Source organism: Pedobacter sp. L105, from assembly GCF_009765875.1.
Taxonomy (GTDB): domain Bacteria; phylum Bacteroidota; class Bacteroidia; order Sphingobacteriales; family Sphingobacteriaceae; genus Pedobacter.
In genome coordinates this window covers 118,657-142,551 of the sequence record NZ_LMUP01000007.1, presented here as the reverse complement: position 1 = coordinate 142,551, position 23,895 = coordinate 118,657, and the positions used below count along the sequence as shown (strand labels likewise).

14 protein-coding genes are annotated in these 23,895 nt (G+C 44.9%); 13 read left to right on the top strand and 1 reads right to left on the bottom strand.

The window, feature by feature from the left end:
* Nucleotides 1-25: 25 nt before the first annotated feature.
* From GSQ84_RS14300 to GSQ84_RS14240, 13 genes are all read left to right on the top strand, one after another.
* A complete protein-coding gene (locus GSQ84_RS14300; RefSeq protein ID WP_174238662.1) occupies nucleotides 26-3,226 on the top strand; it encodes a TonB-dependent receptor in 3,201 nt (1,066 codons plus the stop codon).
* Between the two features lie 10 nt (nucleotides 3,227-3,236).
* Nucleotides 3,237-4,766: a RagB/SusD family nutrient uptake outer membrane protein gene (locus tag GSQ84_RS14295; RefSeq protein WP_158797957.1), complete on the top strand. Its 1,530-nt coding sequence runs from the start codon at nucleotides 3,237-3,239 to the stop codon at nucleotides 4,764-4,766.
* The gene (locus GSQ84_RS14290) at nucleotides 4,767-8,390 is read left to right on the top strand and encodes a DUF4450 domain-containing protein (RefSeq protein ID WP_158797956.1); all 3,624 of its coding nucleotides are present in this window, start codon (nucleotides 4,767-4,769) and stop codon (nucleotides 8,388-8,390) included.
* A gap of 5 nt (nucleotides 8,391-8,395) precedes the next feature.
* Complete coding sequence (locus GSQ84_RS14285) at nucleotides 8,396-9,844, top strand: glycoside hydrolase family 28 protein (protein WP_254070869.1); 1,449 nt, start codon at nucleotides 8,396-8,398, stop codon at nucleotides 9,842-9,844.
* A gap of 2 nt (nucleotides 9,845-9,846) precedes the next feature.
* Nucleotides 9,847-11,721 (top strand): rhamnogalacturonan lyase, encoded by a 1,875-nt coding sequence (locus tag GSQ84_RS14280; protein ID WP_216848930.1) that lies wholly within the window; start codon nucleotides 9,847-9,849, stop codon nucleotides 11,719-11,721.
* 4 nt (nucleotides 11,722-11,725) lie between these two features.
* Entirely contained in the window at nucleotides 11,726-12,514 is a 789-nt protein-coding gene (locus tag GSQ84_RS14275; protein ID WP_158797955.1) for a rhamnogalacturonan acetylesterase, read from the top strand.
* Nucleotides 12,515-12,534: 20 nt separating this feature from the next.
* Nucleotides 12,535-13,605 (top strand): glycoside hydrolase family protein, encoded by a 1,071-nt coding sequence (locus GSQ84_RS14270; RefSeq protein WP_158797954.1) that lies wholly within the window; start codon nucleotides 12,535-12,537, stop codon nucleotides 13,603-13,605.
* Between the two features lie 22 nt (nucleotides 13,606-13,627).
* Nucleotides 13,628-15,772, top strand: a complete 2,145-nt coding sequence (locus tag GSQ84_RS14265) for a hypothetical protein (protein ID WP_158797953.1) — start codon at nucleotides 13,628-13,630, stop codon at nucleotides 15,770-15,772.
* 73 nt (nucleotides 15,773-15,845) lie between these two features.
* On the top strand, nucleotides 15,846-17,000 hold the full coding sequence (locus tag GSQ84_RS14260) for a glycoside hydrolase family 88 protein (protein ID WP_158797952.1): 1,155 nt from the start codon (nucleotides 15,846-15,848) through the stop codon (nucleotides 16,998-17,000).
* A 45-nt stretch (nucleotides 17,001-17,045) separates the two neighbouring features.
* A complete protein-coding gene (gene rhaM, locus GSQ84_RS14255) occupies nucleotides 17,046-17,354 on the top strand; it encodes an L-rhamnose mutarotase (protein ID WP_158797951.1) in 309 nt (102 codons plus the stop codon).
* A gap of 18 nt (nucleotides 17,355-17,372) precedes the next feature.
* Nucleotides 17,373-20,156, top strand: a complete 2,784-nt coding sequence (locus GSQ84_RS14250; RefSeq protein WP_158797950.1) for a glycosyl hydrolase — start codon at nucleotides 17,373-17,375, stop codon at nucleotides 20,154-20,156.
* Nucleotides 20,157-20,254: 98 nt separating this feature from the next.
* Nucleotides 20,255-21,286 (top strand): GntR family transcriptional regulator, encoded by a 1,032-nt coding sequence (locus tag GSQ84_RS14245; protein WP_158797949.1) that lies wholly within the window; start codon nucleotides 20,255-20,257, stop codon nucleotides 21,284-21,286.
* 28 nt (nucleotides 21,287-21,314) lie between these two features.
* Nucleotides 21,315-23,225, top strand: coding sequence for an AAA domain-containing protein (locus GSQ84_RS14240; RefSeq protein ID WP_158797948.1), 1,911 nt, complete (start codon nucleotides 21,315-21,317; stop codon nucleotides 23,223-23,225).
* Here the strand turns inward: GSQ84_RS14240 and GSQ84_RS14235 are convergent.
* Nucleotides 23,222-23,722 (bottom strand): hypothetical protein, encoded by a 501-nt coding sequence (locus GSQ84_RS14235; protein ID WP_158797947.1) that lies wholly within the window; start codon nucleotides 23,720-23,722, stop codon nucleotides 23,222-23,224. The two genes, GSQ84_RS14240 and GSQ84_RS14235, sit on opposite strands and share 4 nt — an antisense overlap.
* Between the last annotated feature and the right edge of the window lie 173 nt (nucleotides 23,723-23,895).

Sequence of the window (23,895 nt, the reverse complement as noted above, 5' to 3'; positions counted from 1 at the left end):
ACACCAAATATCAAATCTGTTTTCTATGTGTAAAAATCAACTATTGCCATCTTTCTGCGGCAAAAGATTCTCCCTCCTCCTGGTGATGTGTTTGTTTAGTTTTTCTGCTGTTTTCGCACAGGAGAACGTAACGGTTACAGGAAAAGTAACTGATGAAAAAGGACTCGCCATTCCTGCTGTATCTGTCACCGTAAAAGGTACAACAAAAGGTGCCGCTACCGATGCCAATGGTATTTTTAATATCAAAACCTCCATTGGCGCCACGCTTGTTTTTCAGTATATGAGTTACACTAGCCAGGAAGTTGTAGTAAGCAAGGCCGGCTTATTAAATATTAAACTTTCTGAAACAAAAAACGACCTGGAAGAGGTAGTGGTGGTGGGTTACGGAACGCAAAAGAAAAGTGATGTAACCGGTTCACTGGCTACCTTTAAGGCCGATAAATTAGAAGAACGGTCTATCGCAAGGGTAGATCAGGCTTTAGTTGGCCAGATGGCCGGTGTTACTGTAAAACAAACTACCGGTGTTCCGGGAAAAGCTTTCAGTATACAGGTAAGGGGCTCGGGCTCAATTTCTGCCGGTAATGAACCCCTTTATGTACTCGATGGGTTCCCCCTGGCTTCGGCTACGCCGAACGGTTCGGGTAACTTTTCTACAGGAAACCCGCTGGATAACATCAATCCTAATGATATTGAATCAATAGAAGTATTAAAAGATGCTTCTGCAGCAGCTATATATGGTTCGCGGGCCGCCAATGGTGTGGTACTGATCACTACCAAAAGAGGAAAAAGCGGTAAACCAACGATCAATGTAAATACCTATTCGGGCGTGCTGGAAGCAAGTAAGAAACTGGATATGCTAAGTGGTGCCGACTGGATTGACAGGGCCACGGAAATGATCAATGCACAATGGGTGGCCTCAGGTCCCGGAAGGACAGCCAGTCAGACTACCGATCAGCGTCGCGCTATCTTAGGGCTGGGTGCTGGTCAATACAATGTGAGTTATATGCTGGATGACCGATGGACACAGCCAGGTTATGGCGGGTTAAAAGTGGTAGACTGGCAGGATGAAGCCTTCAGAAAAGGCATCACCCAAAACTATCAGGTAAATGCCAGCGGTGCAACGGACAATGTAAATTATTATGTATCCGGTAATTATGCCAACCAGCAGGGAATGGTGATTGGTTTAGGTTATACTGCTTATTCTGCCAGGGCCAATGTAGAAGTAAAAGTGAATGATAAGCTAAAGTTTGGTATCAATCTGGCGCCTACTTATTCGGTAACGGAAGATCCTGGAGTAGAAGGTAAAGACAATATCCTGCACCAGCTGCTGGGTATGTCGCCCATACAGCAGAATAATCCGGGAACAGTAAACGTATTTAACAACTCGCAATATATCTGGTCAGTGACTACTAACGACCCGATTGCCAAACTGCAAAATAACATTGGTGAGACCAAGATCTTCCGTACCCTGGGAACAGTGTTTGGGGAATACAAAATTATTGACGGTTTAACTTTTAGGAGTACTGCCAATTTAGACAATACCAATACCACTGCAAAAGGCTATTCACCTTATGGCGTTACCGGTTCTATCACTACCAGGCAGAATTCGCCCAATGTAGGTACATCAGGCTCTTTCTCTGAATACTCTAAACGGACTTTTGTGAATGAAAATACACTTTCCTATACCAAGGTGATCAACAAGGTAAATAACTTCTCCTTCTTACTGGGGCAATCTTATAACTCTGATAAACTGGAATCGGCAAACCTCGGTTCGGTTGGAGGGTTTGGCGTAAGTGGGGTAACTACTTTAGGCAGTGCCTCTGGGATTACCGGTGGCACGTCAGAAACTGCTGATGTATTACTTTCTTATTTTGGCAGGGTGCAGTATAGCTACGACAATAAGTATTTATTATCGGCCAGTATGAGAAGGGACGGATCTTCACGTTTTGGTGCTGATAATCAATTCGGATGGTTTCCCTCAGCTTCGGTAGGATGGAAAATTACAGAAGAAAAATTCATGAAGGCCATCCCGCAGATCAGTGACCTGAAAGCGAGGGTCAGCTACGGGGAATCAGGAAATTATAACATCGGTGATTACAGCAGCCGTGCTTTATTGGGTGGCAGTAACTACAGTTTAAACGGGGTGCCTGCTTATGGTCAGGCGCTGATCGGAGCGGCCAACCCTAACCTGAAATGGGAAAAATCTAAAACTACCGACTTTGGTCTGGATATCGGTTTGTTCCAGAACCGTATCACGGCCTCGGCAGATTATTACAATAAAACCAACTCCAACCTGTTGCTCAATGTGCCTATTCCGGAATCAACAGGTTTTGCCACACAACTTAGCAATGTGGGAAGCGTAAGCAATAAAGGGCTGGAACTGGAATTAAATACGCGTAACCTAACGGGTACGCTATCATGGAATACGTCTATCAATGTAAGTCACAATACCAACAAAGTAACTTCTTTAGGCCCGGGGCAGTCGCAGATACTGATCCCTTCCAGCTTTGATATTTCACATGCCATTTTACAGGTAGGCCAACCCTTAAACAGTTATTACCTGGTAAAACAGATCGGTATTCTTTCCGCTAAAGATATCGCCAATAAAGTTCCCTTGTTTGGCAACGAAACCGTGGGCGATCCCAAATATCAGGATGCAAATGGGGATGGTGTAATCAATGCCAATGACCGTCAGATCCTGGGACATCCAAATCCTACCTATACCTATGGCATCACTAATACTTTCCGTTACAAAGGTTTTGATCTTACCTTTTTAATACAGGGACAGGCCGGTGGATCTATTTATTCGCTGTTAGACCGTGCGCTGGACAGAACAGGGCAGGGGGTGCCGGATAATGCACTGGGAGAAGTGAGGGACAGGTGGCGCTCTGCAGACAGCCCCGGAAATGGAAAAGATGGAAAAGCTTATTCTTTGTTTGGTGCCATTCCCAATACCAACTGGTTGTATTCTTCTAATTATATCAGTATTCGTGATATTACCCTCGGTTATGATCTGGGAAAACAGTTTAAAACAAAAAGCATCAGGGGTGCCAGGATTTATATTACCGCAGAGAACTTCTTTGAACATGACAGTTATACCGGTGGCCTTAACCCTGAAGCCAGTAATACTAACCTGAGCGGTAACACCAGCTTCCCCGAAACAGGTGATTATGGCGGGCTGCCTTTGCCAAAGTCAATCATCCTTGGTCTAAACTTTACATTCTAATCCAGCAATCATGAAACAATTCTTATATATATGCTTAGCAGGTACTTTATTGGTGTCTTCCTGTAAAAAAGACCTTGCCCTGCAACCCATTTCAAACAATACTACCGATACTTATTTCACTACACCAAACGATTTTTTACAGGCTACCAATGCGGTTTACAACAGCTTGCATAACTATCCCGATCGCCAGTTAAACTTGTCAGAAACCCGGTCGGATAATTTATACGCTGTTTCGCAGGGTGGGGTGCGCGACTGGGAAGGGATCAATGATTTTTTCAGTACCCTGGCTTCAAACCCTTATCTGGAAGAAGCCTGGTCTACCAATTTTAACGGGATTTCAAGGGCCAATACCATACTTGATCAGCTGACAAAAAACGGAACTGTTGTTCCTGATGTTACGCTAAGGAACAGGTACCAGGCAGAAGCAAAGTTTCTGCGTGCGATGTATTATTTTGATTTGGTAAGATGGTTTGGAAAGGTACCACTCATTGACCATCCCATATTGACCGCAGATGCTTTAACGATTCCAAGAAGTGCCGTTGCCGATGTGTATGCCCTGATCATTTCCGATCTGCAATTTGCTATCGCTAACCTGCCGCAGGCCTCGGCCTATGCAGCAGTAGATAAGGGAAGGGCAAACAAATATTCGGCAAAATCCCTGCTGGCCCTCGTTTATATGACCCGCTCTGGCCCAACTTATGGAGTTGAAGGCCCTGGTTTAGCTTTAAATGAATGGAGTTTGGCAGAAGCACAGCTCAATGATATCATTAGCAGCGGCCAGTACAGCCTGATCACCAATACCGGTACGGCTACAACGGCTTATGCCAACATATTCTCTTATACCAATGAGAACAATAGCGAGGTAGTTTTTGATGTGGAGTATTCATCCGGTTCGGTTCCTGTATTGGGCGCAACTTATCCATGGGTGTTGGTTCCTGATGCCTATTTCCAATCCATTGGCAAGCCCGTTCAGGGAGGCCTGGAGATCAGGCCGGTTTCCAATAACCTGCTTAGCTCTTATGAAACAGGAGATGTGCGTAAAGCTTTTACCATCCAGCCGGGTTATACTGCCGCAGGTGGTGTGGTAGAAACACAATCATTTTTTAAGAAGTATGTAGATATCAGTAAGGTTCCTGCAAACAGGACCGACTGGCCGATTAATTTTATTGTATCACGTTATACCGATATATTACTGCTCAAAGCAGAATGTGTATTACATGGCGCTGCGGGGTCGCAAAGTACAGATGTAGACAATGTGGTCAATACCATCCGTATCCGTGCAGGATTAGCAGGGAACCAGGTTGGTGTAACCCTTCCGCAACTGATGGAAGAACGAAGGAAAGAGTTTGCTGCTGAAGGCACACGCTGGCATGACCTGGTAAGAAGCGGATTGGTGACCACAGTAATGCCCGCTTGGGTTGCTGTAGATGATGTTAAAAAGCTGATCCAGCCATTCAAAACAAACTATGTGATTTACCCCGTTCCTCAAAGCCAGCTGGATGTGAAACCAGGTTTATATACACAAAACGCTGGTTATTAAATGATGCAGGTTAAACCCACAGGTTTATGGTGCCGGCTTTTTGCCGGAATGCTGCTCTATGCTTATGCTTTAAGCGCACAGGGGCTAAATCCTGCTATGCGCTTAAAGCAGGGCTTATGGCATGGACAGCAGCATGAATTACGTTATCATCCTGAAGGGGATGATTTTGTGATCACCAATGGAAACCGGAGGTTTAACCGTGCACTTTATGGTACAAATACGGCGTTCAGGGTAGAAGCAGGAGACCTGCCCGAGTTCGCCCTCTACATGCCTGGCATGGGCGGAAACCTCAAATTTGGATTGATTGGCCCCAATGGCGCTGAAAGCAAATGGCTGATCGCTGCAAAACAAATTACAGCAAGGTATACGCCAGGCAGGATGAGTTATGAAATTACAGATCCTTTATTGGGTAGCGGAAAGTTGCATGTAATTGTTATGGCGCTGGCAGATGCCGAAGGAATAATCGTGAAGACCTGGCTGGAAGGTAAGGCGCAAGGGGTAAAATTAGTATATGCTTTTGGCGGGGCCAGCGGCGAAAAGTTCTCCCGTTCCGGTGATATGGGGCCCGATCCTGAATCTAGTTTTTACCTTAAACCAGAGAATTGTTTAAATAACAACTACCAGCTAACTAACCATACTTTTAATTTAACTTATGGTAAAGGAACGGTTCTTGAAGGCGTATTCCCATCGGAAGTTAAACTTTCTGATGCTTCTAAACTAGCCAGCCCCATTGAATTTTATCAAAGTAAAGTTGCTAAGGCTCCCGTTGTTACAGGGGCTGCAGCGTTGAAAAATAACGAAAGCCTGTATATCCTGATTAAAGGTGCCGGGGAAAAATCTGAAGCCGCAGAAGCGTTTATAAATGCAGAAAAGTTTAGGGAACAAATAACCGGACGGGTAAAGCTCGATACCCCCGATCCTTACCTCAATACCATAGGTGCAGCGTTGAGTATCGCATCAGATGCGATTTGGGAAAGCCCATCTTATCTGCACGGTGCTATAGGCTGGAGGATAAGGCTCAATGGCTGGCGCGGTGCCTACACTGCCGATCCCCTGGGTTGGCACGACCGCGCAAAGACCCATTTCGAAGCCTATGCAAAATCGCAGGTAAGGGAACCTTTAGCGGGGCCTGTCATTGCAGATACGGCTTTTCAACTATCCCGTCAGCAGGAGAAAATGGGAACATCATTGTTTAGTTCAGGTTATATCAGTCGTGATCCTGAAGGTAAATCTATTCGTCCGCATCATTATGATATGAACCTGGTGTATATTGATGAATTGCTCTGGCACTTTAACTGGACGGGCGACCTGGATTTTGTGAAAAAGATGTGGCCGGTTATACAGCGGCATCTGGCCTGGGAGAAAAGGAATTTTGACCCCGATAACGATGGGTTATATGATGCCTATGCCGCTATATGGGCCAGTGATGCCCTATATTACGGCGGTGGCGCAGTAACCCATTCTACAGCTTATAACTACCGGGCAAATGTAATGGCCGCCCGTATTGCCCCATTGATCAATGAAGATCCGATACCCTATCAAAAGGAAGCCGCAAAAATATTAAATGCAGTAAACCATCAATTATGGATGCCTGGAAAAGGGGTGTATGCAGAATACAAAGATGTAAAGGGCCTCAAAAATAACCACCCGGCAGCAGCTTTATGGACTATTTACCACATTATAGACTCAGATCTTCCAGATCCCTTCCAGGCTTATCAGAGTTTACGTTATATAGATCAGGAGATTCCTCATCTTCCAATATCCTCAGCCGGGCTGCCTGCTGGTAAATTTTATACTTTATCTACAAGTAACTGGATGCCTTATACCTGGTCTACCAATAATGTAGCGATGGCCGAAGTGATGCATACTGCCCTGGCCAATTGGGAAGCCGGAAGAAATGAAGAAGCTTTTACCCTGTTCAAAAGCGAAATATTGGCCGATATGTATTTAGGCGGAAGCCCCGGCAATTTTGTACAGATCTCTTATTATGACGCCGCCAGGGGCGAAGCTTACCGCGATTTCGCTGATCCTGTTGGAATAAGTTCAAGGGCATTGGTCAGTGGTCTGTTCGGTATCCTGCCGGATGCTTTAGCGCATACCCTGGTGATCAAACCTGGATTTCCCGCAGCATGGAACCATGCGGCCATCCATATTCCTGATCTGGATGAACAGTTTAACCGGAACGGAACTACAGATCATTATCGTTTCAAGCTTTCCTTTGCCACGCCCTTAGCCTTAAAATTGGAAATCAAAGCCAGGGGGACTGCAGTGAGTAGCGTGGAAATAAACGGAAAGAAAACGGACTGGAAAAATAAAGACAAGGTGATTGGAGAACCTATGATTGAAATCAATGCCCCTGCTGCTAAAGTATATGATGTGAAGGTGGTCTGGAAAGGAAAATTCTTTGAAAAACCTGTTCTGTCGCCTACGTATGCTGTTGGAGATCTGCTGCAGGTAAATTTTGGACAGGCCTCAGTATTAAAGGTAAACGATCCGCAGCAGGTATTTAGCGCTATTCAATTTAAAGCCGGTCGGTTTAAAGCCCGGTTAAGCGGTAAAACGGGCAACCGCACGGCATTTGTACAACTGAGACAGGGAGAGCTGACCTGTTGGTACCCCCTTTGTTTTGAGCTTAAAAAAGCCATATCTGTTTTACCTGAAGCCGGGCAGGAAGCAAACAAACTGGTTTTCAAAATGTTCAATAATAGTAATCGGCAAATTACCGGGACTATCCGTTTGGGCAGAGAGGAAGCAACAGTTGTCCTGCAGCCAAAAGCTTTGAGCAGGTCGTTTATACTGGAAGGAGCAGCCCTGCTGGCGGGAACCAATGCTGTGTTATTTACAGCAGTAAATGGTAAGACCGATACTTTAGAATTGAATAACTGGGATATTGATTTAAAGCAGCTTAAACAGCAAACTGTAGACCTGTCTTCTGTTTTTAACGCCAGGGTAACAGATATATTCAATACCAAATATTTAACGCCCAGGCCTGCAACAGCTACCTTACAGATTCCCTGGCAGGGCATTGGCGACTGGACCAACACAAAGGCGGCGCCGGTTATTGATGATACCGGATTACGGAAACTGGCAGGTACAGGCAATGAAATTTTAACGCCGCAGGGCATCAGGTTTTTGACACCTGGTACGCCAGGAACAAAAAATATTGTCTTCACCTCCCTATGGGACAATTATCCTGATCATCAGGAGATCCCTTTGTCTGGTAAAGCAGGTCATGCCTATTTTTTAATGGCCGGGTCTACCAACCCGATGCAAAGCCAGTTTGATAATGGTAAAATTGTGGTGACTTATACCGATGGCTCCTCCACCACACTTATTTTGCGTAACCCGGAAACGTGGTGGCCCATTCAGGAAGATTATTATACTGATGGTTTTGCCTTTAATTTAAAAACACCCAGGCCGCCCAGGGTTCATTTGAAAACCGGGATCTTTAGCAATGGAAAACCTGGCGGACTTAAACCCGATCAGCAAACGATAGATGGGGGTGCGGCTACAGTATTGGACCTGCCCCTGGATTATACTAAAACTTTGAAAAGCCTCCACCTGATTACACTGGCAAACGATGTGGTAACAGGACTGATGGCAATAACTTTAATTCAACAATGAAAACGATGATGAACCAATTTTTTAATCAGCTCTCCCGAAAATTTATATTAAGCGTGTTGGTCTTAGTTGGTGTAACCGGCCATTCGGGTTATGCACAAACGCGGGCAGAATGGGTGAACAAGGTGGGCGCCAGGAAAGCCCCCATAAAGACTAAGGTTTATAAGGTAAATTCCTATGGCGCTGTGCATGATGGGAAAACACTGGATACCAAAGCTATTCAGCAAGCAATCGATGCCTGTGCGGCGGCAGGGGGCGGTATAGTGAGTTTCGATGCAGGAACCTATTTAACAGGTTCCATCTTTTTAAAAGATGGGGTTCATCTGCAAATCAATACCGGAGTAGAACTAAGGGGCAGCCAGAATATAGCTGATTATCCGGAAATTGATACCCGTATTGCGGGAATTGAAATGAAATGGCCGGCAGCACTGATCAATGTGCTAGACCGTAAGAATGTTTCTGTTACAGGTAACGGGCTGGTGAATGCTCAGGGTAAGGTGTTTTGGGATATGTACTGGAACCTGCGCAAAACCTATGATCCTAAAGGCTTACGCTGGATTGTAGATTATGATGCCAAAAGACCAAGAACAGTATTGGTTTCCAGATCTTCTGATGTAACGATAAAAGGTTTAACCCTGCAGCAGGCAGGTTTCTGGACAGTGCAGGTGCTCTATTCAGATCATGTTACAGTGGATGGTTTACTCATTCAGAATAATATAGGCGGCCACGGGCCAAGTACGGATGGGGTGGATATCGATTCCTCCTCCTGGGTGCTGATCCAGAATTGCGATATCGACTGCAATGATGATAATTTCTGTTTAAAAGCAGGAAGGGACTGGGATGGCCTGCGGGTAAACCGCCCTACAGAGTATGTAGTGATCAGGAAATGTATCGCCCGCAGGGGATCAGGACTGGTGACCTTTGGCAGTGAAACCTCGGGCAGCATCCGTCATGTGCTGGCAACCGACCTTAGGGGCAATGACACAAAAAATGCACTTAACATTAAATCGGCCGCTACAAGAGGTGGAACAGTAGAGGATATCTATTTTGAAAATATTACCATGACCAATATCGGTACTTTCCTGGAAGTAAATATGAACTGGAACCCGGCCTATAGTTACTCTAAACTGCCTGAGGGGTATAAAGAAGAAACGCTGCCGCCACACTGGAAGAAACTACTCACTAAAGTGGAACCTGCCGAAAGGGGGATTCCAACTTTTAAAGATGTCTTTGTTTCCAATGTTCATATCACCGGGGCTAAAACTGCCATCAATGTAAATGGCTTTCCGCAGTCTAAAGTCAGGAATTTTAACCTGACCAATGTGGATGTTACAGCAGCTACTTCAGGTACAATTGATCATGCAGAGGGATGGAAGTTCAATAATGTGAAGATTGTGGCCAATGATAGCACTAAACTGGTGGTAAAAGACGGTACAGCTATGGATATTAAAATGTAATTATGAAAGCTTCATCACCCTTTAACCGCTATTTATTCCTGAAAATGGCCAAACCCATTTTTATGATCTTGCTGCTGTTCTTTAGCCTGGCGGGCAAAGCACAGCGACAGATGGAAAACCTGGGACGTGGTGTGGTAGCTGTTTATAAAGGCAGCGATTCCGTTTATGTGGGCTGGCGTTTGCTCGGCACAGATCCTGATGGAATTGCTTTTAACCTTTATCGTAAAACCGGCCGTAATGCGGCGGTAAAACTAAATAAAAAGCCGATCACGGCAACTACCGATTTTGTAGATGCCAAAGTAGATCCTGATCTGGTAAATGCTTATACTGTAAAACCTGTGCTAAACGGCAAAGAACAGGAAGAAAGCAGGGCTTTTATCCTTCCTGCAAATCCTGCGGTACAGCAATACCTCACTATTGCGCTAAAAACTCCGGCAGGTTATACGCCCAATGATGTTTCTGTAGGCGATCTGGATGGGGATGGCGAATATGAAGTGATACTGCACCAAACTGGTCGCACGCATGATAATTCACAAAAAGGAATTACTGACCCGGCCATTTTTCAGGCCTATAAAATGGATGGAACTTTATTATGGGAAATTAACCTGGGCATCAATATCCGCGATGGCGCACACTATACCCAGTTTATGGTGTACGACCTGGATGGCGACGGCATAGCTGAGTTTGCCTGCAAAACCGCCGATGGCAGTACCGACGGTAAAGGAAAAGTAATCGGTGATGCAAAAAAAGACTGGAGAAATGCAGATGGTAAAATATTGGATGGGCCGGAATACTTTACTATTTTTAATGGCAGGACCGGTGCAGCGATGTCTACTATAGATTATATTCCCGCAAGAGGTAATATAGGCGGCTGGGGTGGTGTAGGCGGTAACGGCGGCAATGATACCAATGGAAACCGTGTAGATCGTTTTACGGCCTGTATTGCTTATCTCGATGGCAAACATCCCAGCATAGTGATGTGCCGCGGATATTATGGGCGTACCGTATTGGCGGCCTGGGACTGGAAAAATGGAAAACTGAGTTCCCGCTGGGTGTTCGATTCAAAGGATGCAGCAAGCCCTTATTCAGGAATGGGATACCATAACCTGTCGGTGGCCGATGTAGATGGGGATGGAAAAGATGAGATCATATTTGGGTCGATGTGCATTGACGACAATGGCAAGGGTTTATATACCACAGGATTGCGTCATGGAGATGCCCTGCATGTGGGCGATCTTGATCCGGACAGGCCTGGCCTCGAAGTTTTTGGTATTCACGAAATCTTAAATGGCTATAAAGGACCGGGAGCTGCGGTATATGAAGCGAAAACCGGAAAAATACTATGGCAGGGGTCTGAAGGAATAGATGTAGGCCGTGGTGTAGCAGATAATATCGATACGTCATTGACTGGTGCACAGTTCTGGTACTCAGGTTCCAAAGGTTTATTCGATATGAAAGGAAACAGGGTAGGCGAAAGTCCCGCTTCCACCAATTTTGTGATCTGGTGGGATGCCGATCTGTCTAGAGAGCTGCTGGATGATAACCATATCGATAAATACCAGGGAGGGAGATTGCTCACTGCTACCGGTTGCCTGTCCAACAACGGCACTAAAGCTAACCCGGCATTAACGGCCGATATTTTTGGCGACTGGCGCGAGGAAGTGATCTACCGCACCGCTGATAATCAGCAGCTCAGGATTTATACCACCACCATTCCTTCAAAACACAGGTTGTACACGCTGATGCATGATCCGCAATACCGTTTAAGTATTGCCTGGCAGAATGTAGGTTACAATCAGCCTCCGCATACCGGCTTTTACTTAGGTAAAGGCATGAAAAAAGAACCAAAACCAAATATCATTACCGTAAAAAATTAGACAGATGTTTACACAGAAAAAGTATCTCGGCTTAGCGCTAGCCGCTATTTTAGGTTTAACCACCGCATTTACCTTGCTGAAAGATAAGCCCACCTTGTTTGTGATAGGAGATTCTACCGTAAAAAACGGTAAAGGAAACGGGGATAAAAACATGTGGGGCTGGGGCGACCTGCTTTCCGGGTATTTTAACACCGATAAAATTAAAATTGAAAACCATGCCCTGGGCGGCACCAGTTCCAGAACCTTCTTAACCAAAGGACTTTGGGATAGTGTGCGCGTAAGGATTAAACCCGGCGATTTTGTGATCATGCAGTTTGGCCATAACGATGGCGGTCAGCTGGATGATACCGCCCGTGCAAGAGGAACGATTAGAGGGGTGGGGACCGAAAGTAAGGAGATCTATAACCCGATCACCAAAAAGAAAGAAGTAGTGTATACCTATGGCTGGTACCTGCGCAAGTTCATCAAAGAAACTAAGGAAAAGGGTGGTATCCCATTGGTATGTTCATTGATTCCCCGGGATAACTGGAAGGATGGCAAGGTGACACGGAATGAGGGAGAATATGCGGCATCGGCTAAAGAAACCGCAAAAACGGAGGGGGCTTATTTTGTAGACCTCAATAACCTGATCGCAGATCAATATGATCGATCAGGTCAGGAGGTGGTGAAAGCTTATTTTCCGGGTGATCATACCCATACCAATTTAGAAGGTGCAAAGATCAATGCGGCTGCTGTGGCAGAAGGCATACGTTCTGCACCACAATGTCCTTTAGCACAATATCTTTTAAAGTAGTTTGAACTAATTCATACACGATGAAACGAAGACATTTTATTTCCGGTATAGGGATGCTGTCGCTAGGCAGCATGTTGCCCGATCTTACTTTTGCAGCAGGAGAACACAATCCTGTTTCTGAATTTTCCAAACACCTTAAACCGGTAGGCAGGGCCTTGGAAATGGAAGGCTATTATGTGTGGTGTAACAGCCCGATAGAAGCAGAAGACGGAAAGATCCACCTGTTTTTTTCCAGGTGGGTAGCCAGTAAAAAGATGGGCGGATGGATCAATGGTTCTGAAATAGCCCATGCCATAGCAGATTCTCCGGAATCGGAATTTAAGTTCAAAGAAGTTATTCTGGCACCTCGCGGACCTGGTTTCTGGGATGCTACAACTTGTCATAACCCGCTGATTAAAAAAGTAGACGGTAAGTTCTGCCTCTTTTTTATGGGTAATTCCAATGGGAAAACCAATACTAAGAGAATAGGATTGGCATTTGCCGATTCCTTAGATGGCCCCTGGATAAGACCAGACCAGCCTTTGCTCGAAGCTGGTCCGGCCGGGGCGTGGGATGACCACTGTACCACTAATCCGGCTTTTATTAAACATCCTAATGGGCAGTACTGGTTATATTATAAGTCGTGGAACACCAGCGAATATGAAAATTCTAAAGATCCTGTGATCCGCGGAAACAGGAAGTATGGGCTGGCCATAGCAGACCGGCTGGAAGGGCCTTATCAAAAGTATTCCGGTAATCCGGTCATTGATTTTTCCTCCAAAGGAGGAAACAAACAGTTTGAAGATGCATTTGTGTGGAGGGAGAAAGGTGAATTTAAGATCATTGCAAGGGATATGGGCGTGTTTAACGAAGAAGATGGCCTGATCATGGAATCTGATAAGGGATTGAAATGGAAAGAGCCGCAGATCGCTTATTTTGATGCGAAACATTATGGCATCAATCAGCCCCCGCCGCCTTCCTATTTGAAAAAGTATGGCCGTTTTGAAAGGCCCCAATTGCTTTTTCAAAAAGATAAAGCCACTTATCTGTTTACCACTTCACAGGGAGGCAAATACATGACCTCATCACCGTTTATCTTTAAAATCACCTGATCTTCTAAATTCTTTTAAAGAAATGATAGCAAACCGTATAAAACGAGCAGGATGGATAGGAGTGATTTTACTTTGCGGCATCACTGCACAGGCACAGAAAATTGACCGGCAGCAACTGGTAGGCAGGCATAAGGTAACCGTAAAACAGTTAGATTCCCTGTCGTCTTTGTCGGTTGGCAATGGTAAATTTGCCTTTACAGTGGATATTACAGGTTTACAGACTTTTCCTGATGCTTATCAAAACGGGATACCTTTGGGTACGCAATCAGAATGGGGATGGGATACTTTTACCGATACCGCAGGTTACCGTTTAGAAGAATCTTTGAAAACTTACCAGCAGTACGGGCGACCAGTTACTTATGCCGTTCAGGTCAAGAAACCAGAAAGAAATAAGGCGGCGTCCGACTGGTTCAGGCAGAATGTTCACCGCTTGCAATTGGGCAACCTGGGCTTTGAAATCACGCTGAAAAACGGAAAAGCTGCCCGTCCTGAAGATATTCAGCAGATCAACCAGCATCTTAACCTGTGGACAGGGGAGATCAAAAGTGAGTTTACCGTAGAAGGTATTCCTGTGGAAGTGTTTACCGTTTGCCATCAGGCAGAAGATATTATTTCTACCCGTGTTACCTCAGAACTGATTCAGGCAGGCAGGTTAAAGATCAGGCTCCGTTATCCTTATCCTACAGGTAACTGGTCCGATGTAGGCAACAATTGGCAACATCCGGAAAAACATCAGTCTAAACTGATCACTGCCGATGACCATCAGGCTATGCTGAGCCATCACCTGGATTCTGCTACTTATTTTACCGCTTTGCACTGGCAGGGAAAGGCCTCTATCGCAGAAAAACAGGCACACGAATTTATCATTTCTCCGGATAAAAGTTCGGCAACTTTTGAACTCAGTGCCTGGTTTAAACAGCAAAGTACTCCCGATAAAGTGCCTTTATTTGCTGCTATTGAAGCTAATAGTGTCAAAGGCTGGTTAGCTTTCTGGCTTAGCGGAGGGGCAGTTGACCTTTCAGGAAGCACTGATCCCCGCGCCAGTGAGCTGGAACGCCGAATTGTATTGTCGCAATACCTCACTAAAATCCAGTGTGCAGGTTCTTTTCCGCCCCAGGAAACGGGATTAACTTACAATAGCTGGTATGGAAAGCCCCATCTGGAAATGACTTGGTGGCATATGCTGCATTTTGCCTTGTGGGGGCGACCGGAATTGATGGAAAAAGGTGCGGGTTGGTATTTTAAGGCGGCCAGCGGAGCGAAAAAATTAGCTGCCCGCCAAGGTTTTGAAGGATTGCGCTGGCAAAAAATGACCGATAATAACGGGAATGAAAGTCCATCCTCAGTAGGGGCAATGCTCATCTGGCAGGAACCGCACATCATTACTTTTGCGGAACTTGCTTACCGTGCACATCCCGATCAGCAGACATTGCTAAAGTATAAAGACCTGGTAATGGGTACAGCAACTTTTATGGCTTCTTTTGCCTATTTTGATAAAGAGACAGGATATTATCGCTTAGGGCCGGGCCTCATTCCCGCGCAGGAAAGGTACAAGGCAGAACAAACCTTTAATCCAACCTATGAACTGGCTTACTGGAACTGGGCCTTAACGGTTGCACAAAAATGGAGGGAAAGACTAGGCTTAAAAAGGGAGGCGAAATGGGATGATGTGCTGAATAAACTTTCGCCATTACCTATACAAAACGGAGTTTACCTCGCTGCAGAAAGTGCAAAGGATTCTTATACCAACCCGGAATACAAGACAGATCATCCTTCTGTATTGGCTGCTTATGGAATGCTTCCGCAGACCGGATTGTTAGATCGGCAGGTGATGAAAAAAACCTTCAACCTGGTTTGGGATAGCTGGAACTGGAAAGCAACATGGGGGTGGGACTTCCCAATGACAGCGATGACGGCAACTCGTTTGGGCTTGCCCGACCGGGCAATTGATGCGCTGATGATGCAGGTAAAAACCAATACTTTTCTAAACAATGGGCACAATTATCAGGACGGACGCCTGCGCCTATATCTCCCTGGAAATGGAGGTTTATTAACCGCGGTGGCCATGATGTGCGCCGGTTGGGATGGCGCTACGGTAACGAATCCGGGCTTTCCGAAAAATGGAAAATGGAAGGTGAAATGGGAAGGTTTGAAGCCGATGTTTTAAGTGACAGTGTGTCAGGTGTATTTAATTTAGTTTGATATTTATCAAGGTTTTACAAAGTTTATTTGAATCGATTATGAAGTATAAAAGACGGTTAACTCTTAGCTGGGAATTAAGTGCGGGGATACTTGTAATCCTGCTTTTATTTTCTATTTCCGGGCATGCGCAGCAGGTGCCATCAAAGAAATCAGTTCTAAAAATAATGGAATCGGCCAATGCATATTTTATGAATAAATGGCCCGATCCCGGCGCTTCGATCACTACCAATACTACCCGTCCAAGCAACATCTGGACAAGGGCAGTTTATTACGAAGGACTGATGAGTTTATACCAGACAGATCCGAAAAAGGAATATGAACAATACGCGGTATCATGGGGAGAAAAACATAACTGGGGGCTACGCGGCGGGGCGACTACCCGTAACGCAGATAATCAGGCTTGTGGCCAGACTTATATTGATCTGTACCAGCTCGACCCTCAGCCGGAGCGCATCAGAGAAATTAAGGCTTCTATAGATTCGATGATGAAATCAGGGAAGATTAATGACTGGACCTGGATTGACGCCCTGCAAATGGCCATGCCCGTGTTTGCCAAGCTGGGCGCAGTTTATCATGATCAGGCTTATTTTGAATATCTGTACCAGCTATATTGGCATACAAAAACAGTTGAGGGTGGCGGTCTGTACAATCCAAAAGACGCCCTTTGGTGGCGCGATAAATCTTTTGTTCCTCCCTATAAAGAGCCTAACGGAGATGATTGCTACTGGGCCCGCGGCAATGGCTGGGTGATTGCCGCACTGGTTAAAGTGCTGGGTATTTTGCCAAAAGATGCACCACACCGGGAAGAGTATCTAACTACTTACAAAGACATGATGAAAGCATTGGCACCCTTACAGCGACCGGATGGATTCTGGAATGTAAGCTTGCACGACCCTGACCATTTTGGAGGTAAAGAGACTTCAGGTACAGCACTTTTTATCTATGGAATGGCCTGGGGAGTAAATAAAGGAATACTTGATGTTAAAGTATATAAACCTTTAGTAATTAAAGGATGGAATGCACTGGTGAAAGATGCTGTAAATGAAGATGGCTCGCTGAGTTACGTGCAGGGTACAGGAAAAGAACCAAAGGACAGCCAGCCGGTAACCGCTGTAAGCCGACCTGATTTTGAAGATTATGGCCTGGGTTGTTTGCTGCTTGCAGGAGCAGAAATCTATCAGCTAAAGAAGTAAAAAGAAATGTATGCCAGTGAAATAGATATTTAAACAAAAGGTCATATGAAAATAGCTTTTAAAATGAAACTAAAGCCAGGCTTTAGGGAGGAATATAAAAAAAGACATGACGCCATATGGCCTGAGCTATTAGCTTTGCTAAAAGGAAACGGTGTCTATGATTACACCATATTTTGGGATGAAGAAACGGATATCCTGTTTGCGGTGCAGCAGGTGTCTGAAGGGAGCTCCCAGAACTTGGGGCAGGAAGAAGTTGTGCAGCGGTGGTGGGCATTTATGGCCGATATCATGGAGACCAACCCAGACCATTCACCCCTGGCTATTCCGCTTGAACAAGTATTCCATCTGGACTAAAACGTATTAAAAAAGATAATGAAGAAAGCACTGTTATTTTTAACCTTTTTCAGCTCAGTGATACTCACTGAAGGACAAACGTTAAAACAAAAAAATACACCCTGGCCGGTGATAGAAAAGCAAATGCGCCCCTGGACGAGATGGTGGTGGATGGGAAATGCCGTAGATGAAAAGAATCTGGGTGAAGCTTTGGCTACTTATGCCAGGGCCGGTATTGGCGGTGTGGAAATTACGCCTATCTATGGTGCTGTAGGTTTTGAAAACCGTTATATTGATTATCTATCCCCAAAATGGATGGGCATGCTCAACTATACCGTAAAAGAAGCAGCAGCCCTGGGGATGGGTGTGGATATGAATAATGGCACAGGATGGCCATTTGGAGGTCCTCAGGTAACTCAGGAGTTCGGGGCCTCTAAATTGATCGTTCAGCAGTATAAAGTGTCTCAAAACGAGTCTTTGAGAGAATTGATCACCGTAAAAGATGAAAAGCAGAAAAAAGCCGGTGCTATTTTACAATCTGTTACTGCCTACTCGGCCAACGGACAGGTGAAACGTCTCATCGATATGGTGGATGCCAGCGGAAAATTAAACTGGACAGCTCCCGGCTCAGACTGGGAAATCTATGCGCTGTTCTCTGGCAAAACCCTGCAACAGGTGAAAAGAGCCGCGCCCGGTGGTCAGGGTTTGGTATTGGACCATTTGGATAAACCTGCTGTAGATGCTTACCTGAACAGGTTTGATCAGGCCTTTGCTGGTCGCCCGACAGGCGTAAGGGCTTTTTTTAACGATAGCTATGAAGTTTATGGCGCAAACTGGACGCCCACTTTTTTTGCTGAGTTTAAACGTCTGAAAGGGTATGACCTGGATATGCACATCAAAGAACTGATGAGTAAAGATTCCAGCAGTAACGAACCCAGTCGGCTGAAATCTGATTATCGCGAAACCATGAGCCAGCTTTTACTGGATAATTTTACCATAAACTGGAGCAACTGGGCGCACCGCCATCATAGCATCAGCAGGAACCAGTCGCATGGATCTCCAGGTAACCTGCTCGACTTATATGCTGCGGTAGATATACCCGAAACGGAAACTTTTGGCCCAAGTTATTTCCCTATCCCGGGTTTAAGAAGGGATAGCGCAGACGTCAGGAATGTAGATCCTGACCCTATGATGAGTAAGTTTGCCAGCTCAGCCGCACACGTTTCAGGTAAAACACTGGTTTCTTCAGAAACCTTCACCTGGCTGTCAGAACATTTTAAAACTTCCTTTTCACAGGCTAAACCAGAAGCAGAAAAGATTTTCCTCGCTGGCATCAATCATATATTTTTTCACGGTACTACTTTTAGCCCTTCAGATATTCCCTTTCCGGGATGGTTATTCTATGCGTCGACCAATATGGTGCCCGCAAATACCTTGTGGCCGCATTTAAAAGGGATGAATGATTACCTGACCCGCTGCCAGTCGTTGCTGCAGGCAGGACAGGCAGATAATGAATTGCTGATCTACTGGCCTGTTTATGATGCCTGGGGAGATCCAAAAGGACTGGATATGCCACTAAGGGTGCATAATGTAGATACATGGTTACATCCTACCGCATTTTACAAACAAAGCATCCTGCTGCAACAGAATGGATATTCCTTTGATTTTGCATCCGATCTGATGCTGTCCAAAACAAAAACCCTGAAGAGGGAGCTGGTTACCGCCAGTACTGCGGCGCCGTATCAAACACTGATTATTCCGGCATGCCGGTTTATGCCACTGCCTACGCTACAGCACATCGTTGCACTGGCACGTGCCGGTGCGCGCATCATCTTTCAGGAACTGCCTGAAGATGTTCCGGGATTAAGTAACCTGGAAAGTAACAGGGCAGCATTTAAGCTGCTGCTACAGGAACTCAGGTTTAAATCGGTAACAGCAGGCCTGCAGCAGGCAGCTGTAGGATCAGGAGAAGTATTGCTGGCCTCAGATCTACAGCAGGCACTGTTGTATAAACATATTGAAGGAGAAAAATTAACCGGCAGCGGACTTCAATTTATACGCCGTAAGCTAACTGATGGCCGTTACTATTACCTGGTTAACCATACCGCCAACCTGATCGACCAATGGATACCGGTCAACCAAAAAACGGCTTCGGTAACTATACTGGACCCGCTGACAGGGGATTATGGCAAAGCAGAAACGAAGTTAAAAGAAGGTAAAACCTGGGTGAAGGTCTACCTCGAATCAGGACAGAGTTTGTTTTTACAATTATCCAATCGCCCGAAAACAGAAAAAGCCTGGTTATATCTTTCCAATCCAGGAAAACCGTTACAGCTGGATCATGACTGGACATTACATTTTAGCAGCGGCGGACCCGAATTACCCGCGGATCAAAAATTGCAGCAGCTGGTTTCATGGACAACCCTGGGCGATCCAAAGGCAGTTTCCTTTTCAGGTACAGGGGTGTATACGCATACATTTACCCTGCCATCAAAACTTGAACGCGAATATGTGCTGGACTTAGGACAGGTAAATGAAAGTGCCCATGTCTGGATCAATGGCCGGGATGCCGGTATCATCTGGAGCATTCCCTTCAAAAAGCGGATCGGGGATTATTTGAAACCTGGTAAAAATACCATCAGGGTAGAAGTGGCCAATCTGATGGCCAACCGCATCAGGGATATGGATCAGAAAGGCATTAAATGGAGGAATTACCACGAAATTAACTTTGTAAATATCAATTATAAACCCTTCGATGCGTCGGGCTGGGCACCTATGCCATCCGGCTTATTAGGGCCTGTTTTGATCACTGGATATAGATAGAAGATAAAATATTTCCGGGAACGATTGCGTAGAATAAAGCAGGTTTAGTTTTTCTGATGTAGATAAACTGTGTAATTTAATCACGCAATTCAAACCAAATGAAGTTAGATAATTTTTTCAGTTACATTCAGGTAGACGGTTATTCGGTAATACCCAAATATTTACAGTTAACCCACTCCGTACTATCTGCTATCGAATTAGGAAGGTTAAAAAAGAACGATACGCTGCCCTCTATTAATGAACTGAGCTATGAACTTGAAATCTCCCGTGATACAGCAGAAAAGGGATATAAACACCTGAAGAATTTAGGTATACTGGGCTCTGTACCGGGAAAAGGGTATTATGTGCTGAATGAAGATTATCACCAGCGGCTAAAGATTTGTCTGATGTTTAATAAACTGAGTAACCATAAAAAGATCATTTATGATGCTTTTGTAGATGCGATAGGGGACAATGTGGCTATAGATTTTTATATCTATAACAATGATTTTTCTGTGTTTAAGGAACTGATCACCACTAAAAATGAGCAATATTCCCATTATGTGATTATCCCCCATTTCCTGGAAGCGGGAAATCAAGAGTATGAACTTTTGAACAGCATCCCCAAAAATAAGCTGATCCTGATGGACAAATTAATACCGGGTATCTGCGGGGAGTTTGGGGCTGCTTATGAGAACTTTGAAAAAGACATTTTCCAGGCCTTGGAAAAGGCACTGGAGCCACTGAATAAATACCATACCCTTAAACTGGTCTTTCCGGAGAACAGTTATTTTCCAACAGAGATCAAAAAAGGGTTTAGCCGGTTCTGTCAGAAATACGGCTTTATCCAAAAGATAGTCGGTAATATTAGTCGTGAGCCGATCAGCGAAGGAGAAGTATTCATTAATCTGATGGAAGACGATCTGGTGACGCTGATTGAACGGATAAAAACCCTGGGGCTGGATATAGGTACCCAGGTAGGATTGATCTCCTACAATGAAACCCCCTGGAAAAAGATCATTCTCAACGGGATAACCACCATTTCTACTGATTTTCAGAAAATGGGGCGCATTGCAGCAAACCTGATCCTGGAAAATTCAAGGAAACAGGTAGAAGTACCCTTCTATTTAACATTGCGGGCATCCCTTTAAATAAGCCTAAACTGCTACCTTTGCAGCAATGGAATATTTTAATACACTGCTCGACCTGCTGAAAACCGAAAGAGAAGAAGACCAGGCTGCCTACCTCAAATTGACCGAATCTTCTTCCGTTGCAGAACGCAGGGCGAATGGGCTTACCTGGTATCCCATAGCTATCAGGGCTTCAGAGATGAGCAGGGGAGATTACCTGACGGTAGAACTGGAGCGTACCACGCACCAGGAGATCAACCACCAGCTACGTTTTGGGGCCTCTGTAGTCCTGTTTTCCAATCATGATCCAAAGATTGACAGGCTGGAAGGTGTGGTTTCCCATCAAAGCGGTAATAAACTAAAGATCACGTTGCGTACAGATGAACTGCCCGATTGGTCGCGCGACGGCAAATTAGGTGTTGATGTATTGTTTGATAACAATAGTTATGATGAAATGCAGGCTGCCCTAAAGCAGGCTTCCGCTCAACTCGATGATAAAGAAGAAGGAAACTTAATCCGGGTGCTTACCGGTTCCAAATCGCCTTCTTTCCATACGGAAACTTTTAAATACGACCTTCCGAAATTAAATCCTCAACAGCAACTGGCTGTAGATAAAATATTAGCGGCCAACGATCTGGCTATTGTGCATGGCCCTCCGGGTACAGGTAAAACCACTACCCTGGTACAGGCTATCAAAGCACTGATCAAACAAGATCATCAGCAAATCCTGGTGGTTGCACCGAGTAATACTGCCGTAGACCTGCTGAGTGAGAAACTGGCAGATGAAGGGTTAAATGTGTTGCGGGTAGGGAACCCGGCAAGGGTTTCTGAAAGGCTGATGTCTTTAACGCTGGATAGTAAAATGGCGGAACATCCTCAAACCAAAGAGTTAAAAACCTTAAAAAAACAGGCCAATGAATACAAAAACATGGCCCACAAATACAAAAGGAATTTTGGTAAAGCAGAACAGGAGCAGCGTAAGGCGCTGTTCAGTGAAGCGCATAAGATCATGAAGGAGGTGGGTAATATTGAACAATATATCATGGACGACCTGCTGAGCAAAGCACAGGTGATTACGGCTACGCTGGTTGGTGCCAATCATTATACCGTGAGAAACCGTAAGTATCATACCGTAGTGGTTGACGAAGCTGGCCAGGCGCTCGAACCTGCCTGCTGGATACCGGTATTAAAAGCAAAAAAGGTAGTTTTTGCCGGAGATCATTGCCAGCTATCCCCAACAGTAAAATCGAATGTAGCGGCCAGAAATGGGTTGAGCACTACCTTATTGGAAAAGTGCGTAACACTTCATCCCGAAGCAGTAGTACTACTGGAAGAACAATACCGGATGCATGAAAGCATCATGGGTTATTCTTCACAGGTTTTTTACCAGGGTAAACTAAAAGCCAATGCTGCTGTGGCTGGCCATTTGCTTTTTCCGGAAGACAAACCGCTGGCCTTTATCGATACCGCGGGCTGTGGTTTTGATGAAAAAAATGAAGGGACCAGCAGCACCAACCCCGAGGAGGCTGTATTTTTACTGAAACATCTGACGCAGCTGGTTCAGCAGTTAAAGCTAAAGTATACACCGGAGAACTTTCCTTCTGTAGCTGTTATCTCACCCTATAAACAACAGGTGTACATCCTGAAAGACTTATTGCTAAACGCCCCTGAACTGCAATTGTATGCAACGCATATCTCAGTAAACACCATTGACAGCTTCCAGGGACAGGAGCGGGACGTGGTTTACATCAGTCTCACCAGAAGCAATAGTGAAGGTACCATCGGTTTTCTTTCAGATACCAGAAGGATGAACGTAGCGATGACACGCGCAAAAAAGAAGCTCGTAGTAATTGGAGACAGTGCCACGCTTTCCCGCTCATCCTTCTATTCAGACTTTATCACCTATGCCGAAGGTAAAGATGCTTATCAGAGTGCCTGGGAATTTGTAGAAGACAATTAGCGTTTTAGCATATTGTAGAATACCAAATCCTCATATTTTTGCTCGTAACGGGTAACCTCATTGAGTTTTGCAAATTCCCTGGCAACATCGTCTAGTTTCTCATAAATATTGATGAGCTTAAGATCTACCCCGGTCAGCTTCTGATCTACCCTTGCAAAGTTGGCAGCAGTTTCCTTTGCCAGGGTATTTAACTGGCTTTCCAAATTTGTTAACCTGGTTTCGATGCGATCAAATCTTTCATCCATCCTGTCAAGCCTTTGATCCATCCTGTAAAGCCTTAGATCCATTTTGTCGAAACGCTCATCCATTCTATCGAGCCTTAGATCCATCTTGTCAAGCCGCTCATCGATCATAGCAAATTTTTTATTTACCAGATCAACAAGTGCTAAAACTGTGTCTCTAAGATCTGCAACAGATTGTTCAAGAACTGTGATTTTATACTCCAGATTTAAAAGGGCTTCTTCTATTTTAGAAAATCTTTCTGTTAATTCTTCCATGGTTTAATATTTACGATACAAACGTCGGTAATTATTTCTAAAAGAAATATAATATCTAAATAAATAATTATTACTCAATATATTGGTTATCATAGCTTCGTTTAAATAAAAATTACACCTATCCTGTAAGTTTCAATTATTTGATTTTAAATCGTAAATAATTTTGTTAAATT

Bases quoted from the DNA above. Each gene is read 5' to 3' on its own strand.
- GSQ84_RS14300 (WP_174238662.1), top strand. From the start codon at position 26: ATGTGTAAAAATCAACTATTGCCATCTTTCTGCGGCAAAAGATTCTCC.
- GSQ84_RS14295 (WP_158797957.1), top strand. From the start codon at position 3,237: ATGAAACAATTCTTATATATATGCTTAGCAGGTACTTTATTGGTGTCT.
- GSQ84_RS14290 (WP_158797956.1), top strand. From the start codon at position 4,767: ATGATGCAGGTTAAACCCACAGGTTTATGGTGCCGGCTTTTTGCCGGA.
- GSQ84_RS14285 (WP_254070869.1), top strand. From the start codon at position 8,396: ATGATGAACCAATTTTTTAATCAGCTCTCCCGAAAATTTATATTAAGC.
- GSQ84_RS14280 (WP_216848930.1), top strand. From the start codon at position 9,847: ATGAAAGCTTCATCACCCTTTAACCGCTATTTATTCCTGAAAATGGCC.
- GSQ84_RS14275 (WP_158797955.1), top strand. From the start codon at position 11,726: ATGTTTACACAGAAAAAGTATCTCGGCTTAGCGCTAGCCGCTATTTTA.
- GSQ84_RS14270 (WP_158797954.1), top strand. From the start codon at position 12,535: ATGAAACGAAGACATTTTATTTCCGGTATAGGGATGCTGTCGCTAGGC.
- GSQ84_RS14265 (WP_158797953.1), top strand. From the start codon at position 13,628: ATGATAGCAAACCGTATAAAACGAGCAGGATGGATAGGAGTGATTTTA.
- GSQ84_RS14260 (WP_158797952.1), top strand. From the start codon at position 15,846: ATGAAGTATAAAAGACGGTTAACTCTTAGCTGGGAATTAAGTGCGGGG.
- rhaM (WP_158797951.1), top strand. From the start codon at position 17,046: ATGAAAATAGCTTTTAAAATGAAACTAAAGCCAGGCTTTAGGGAGGAA.
- GSQ84_RS14250 (WP_158797950.1), top strand. From the start codon at position 17,373: ATGAAGAAAGCACTGTTATTTTTAACCTTTTTCAGCTCAGTGATACTC.
- GSQ84_RS14245 (WP_158797949.1), top strand. From the start codon at position 20,255: ATGAAGTTAGATAATTTTTTCAGTTACATTCAGGTAGACGGTTATTCG.
- GSQ84_RS14240 (WP_158797948.1), top strand. From the start codon at position 21,315: ATGGAATATTTTAATACACTGCTCGACCTGCTGAAAACCGAAAGAGAA.
- GSQ84_RS14235 (WP_158797947.1), bottom strand. From the start codon at position 23,722: ATGGAAGAATTAACAGAAAGATTTTCTAAAATAGAAGAAGCCCTTTTA.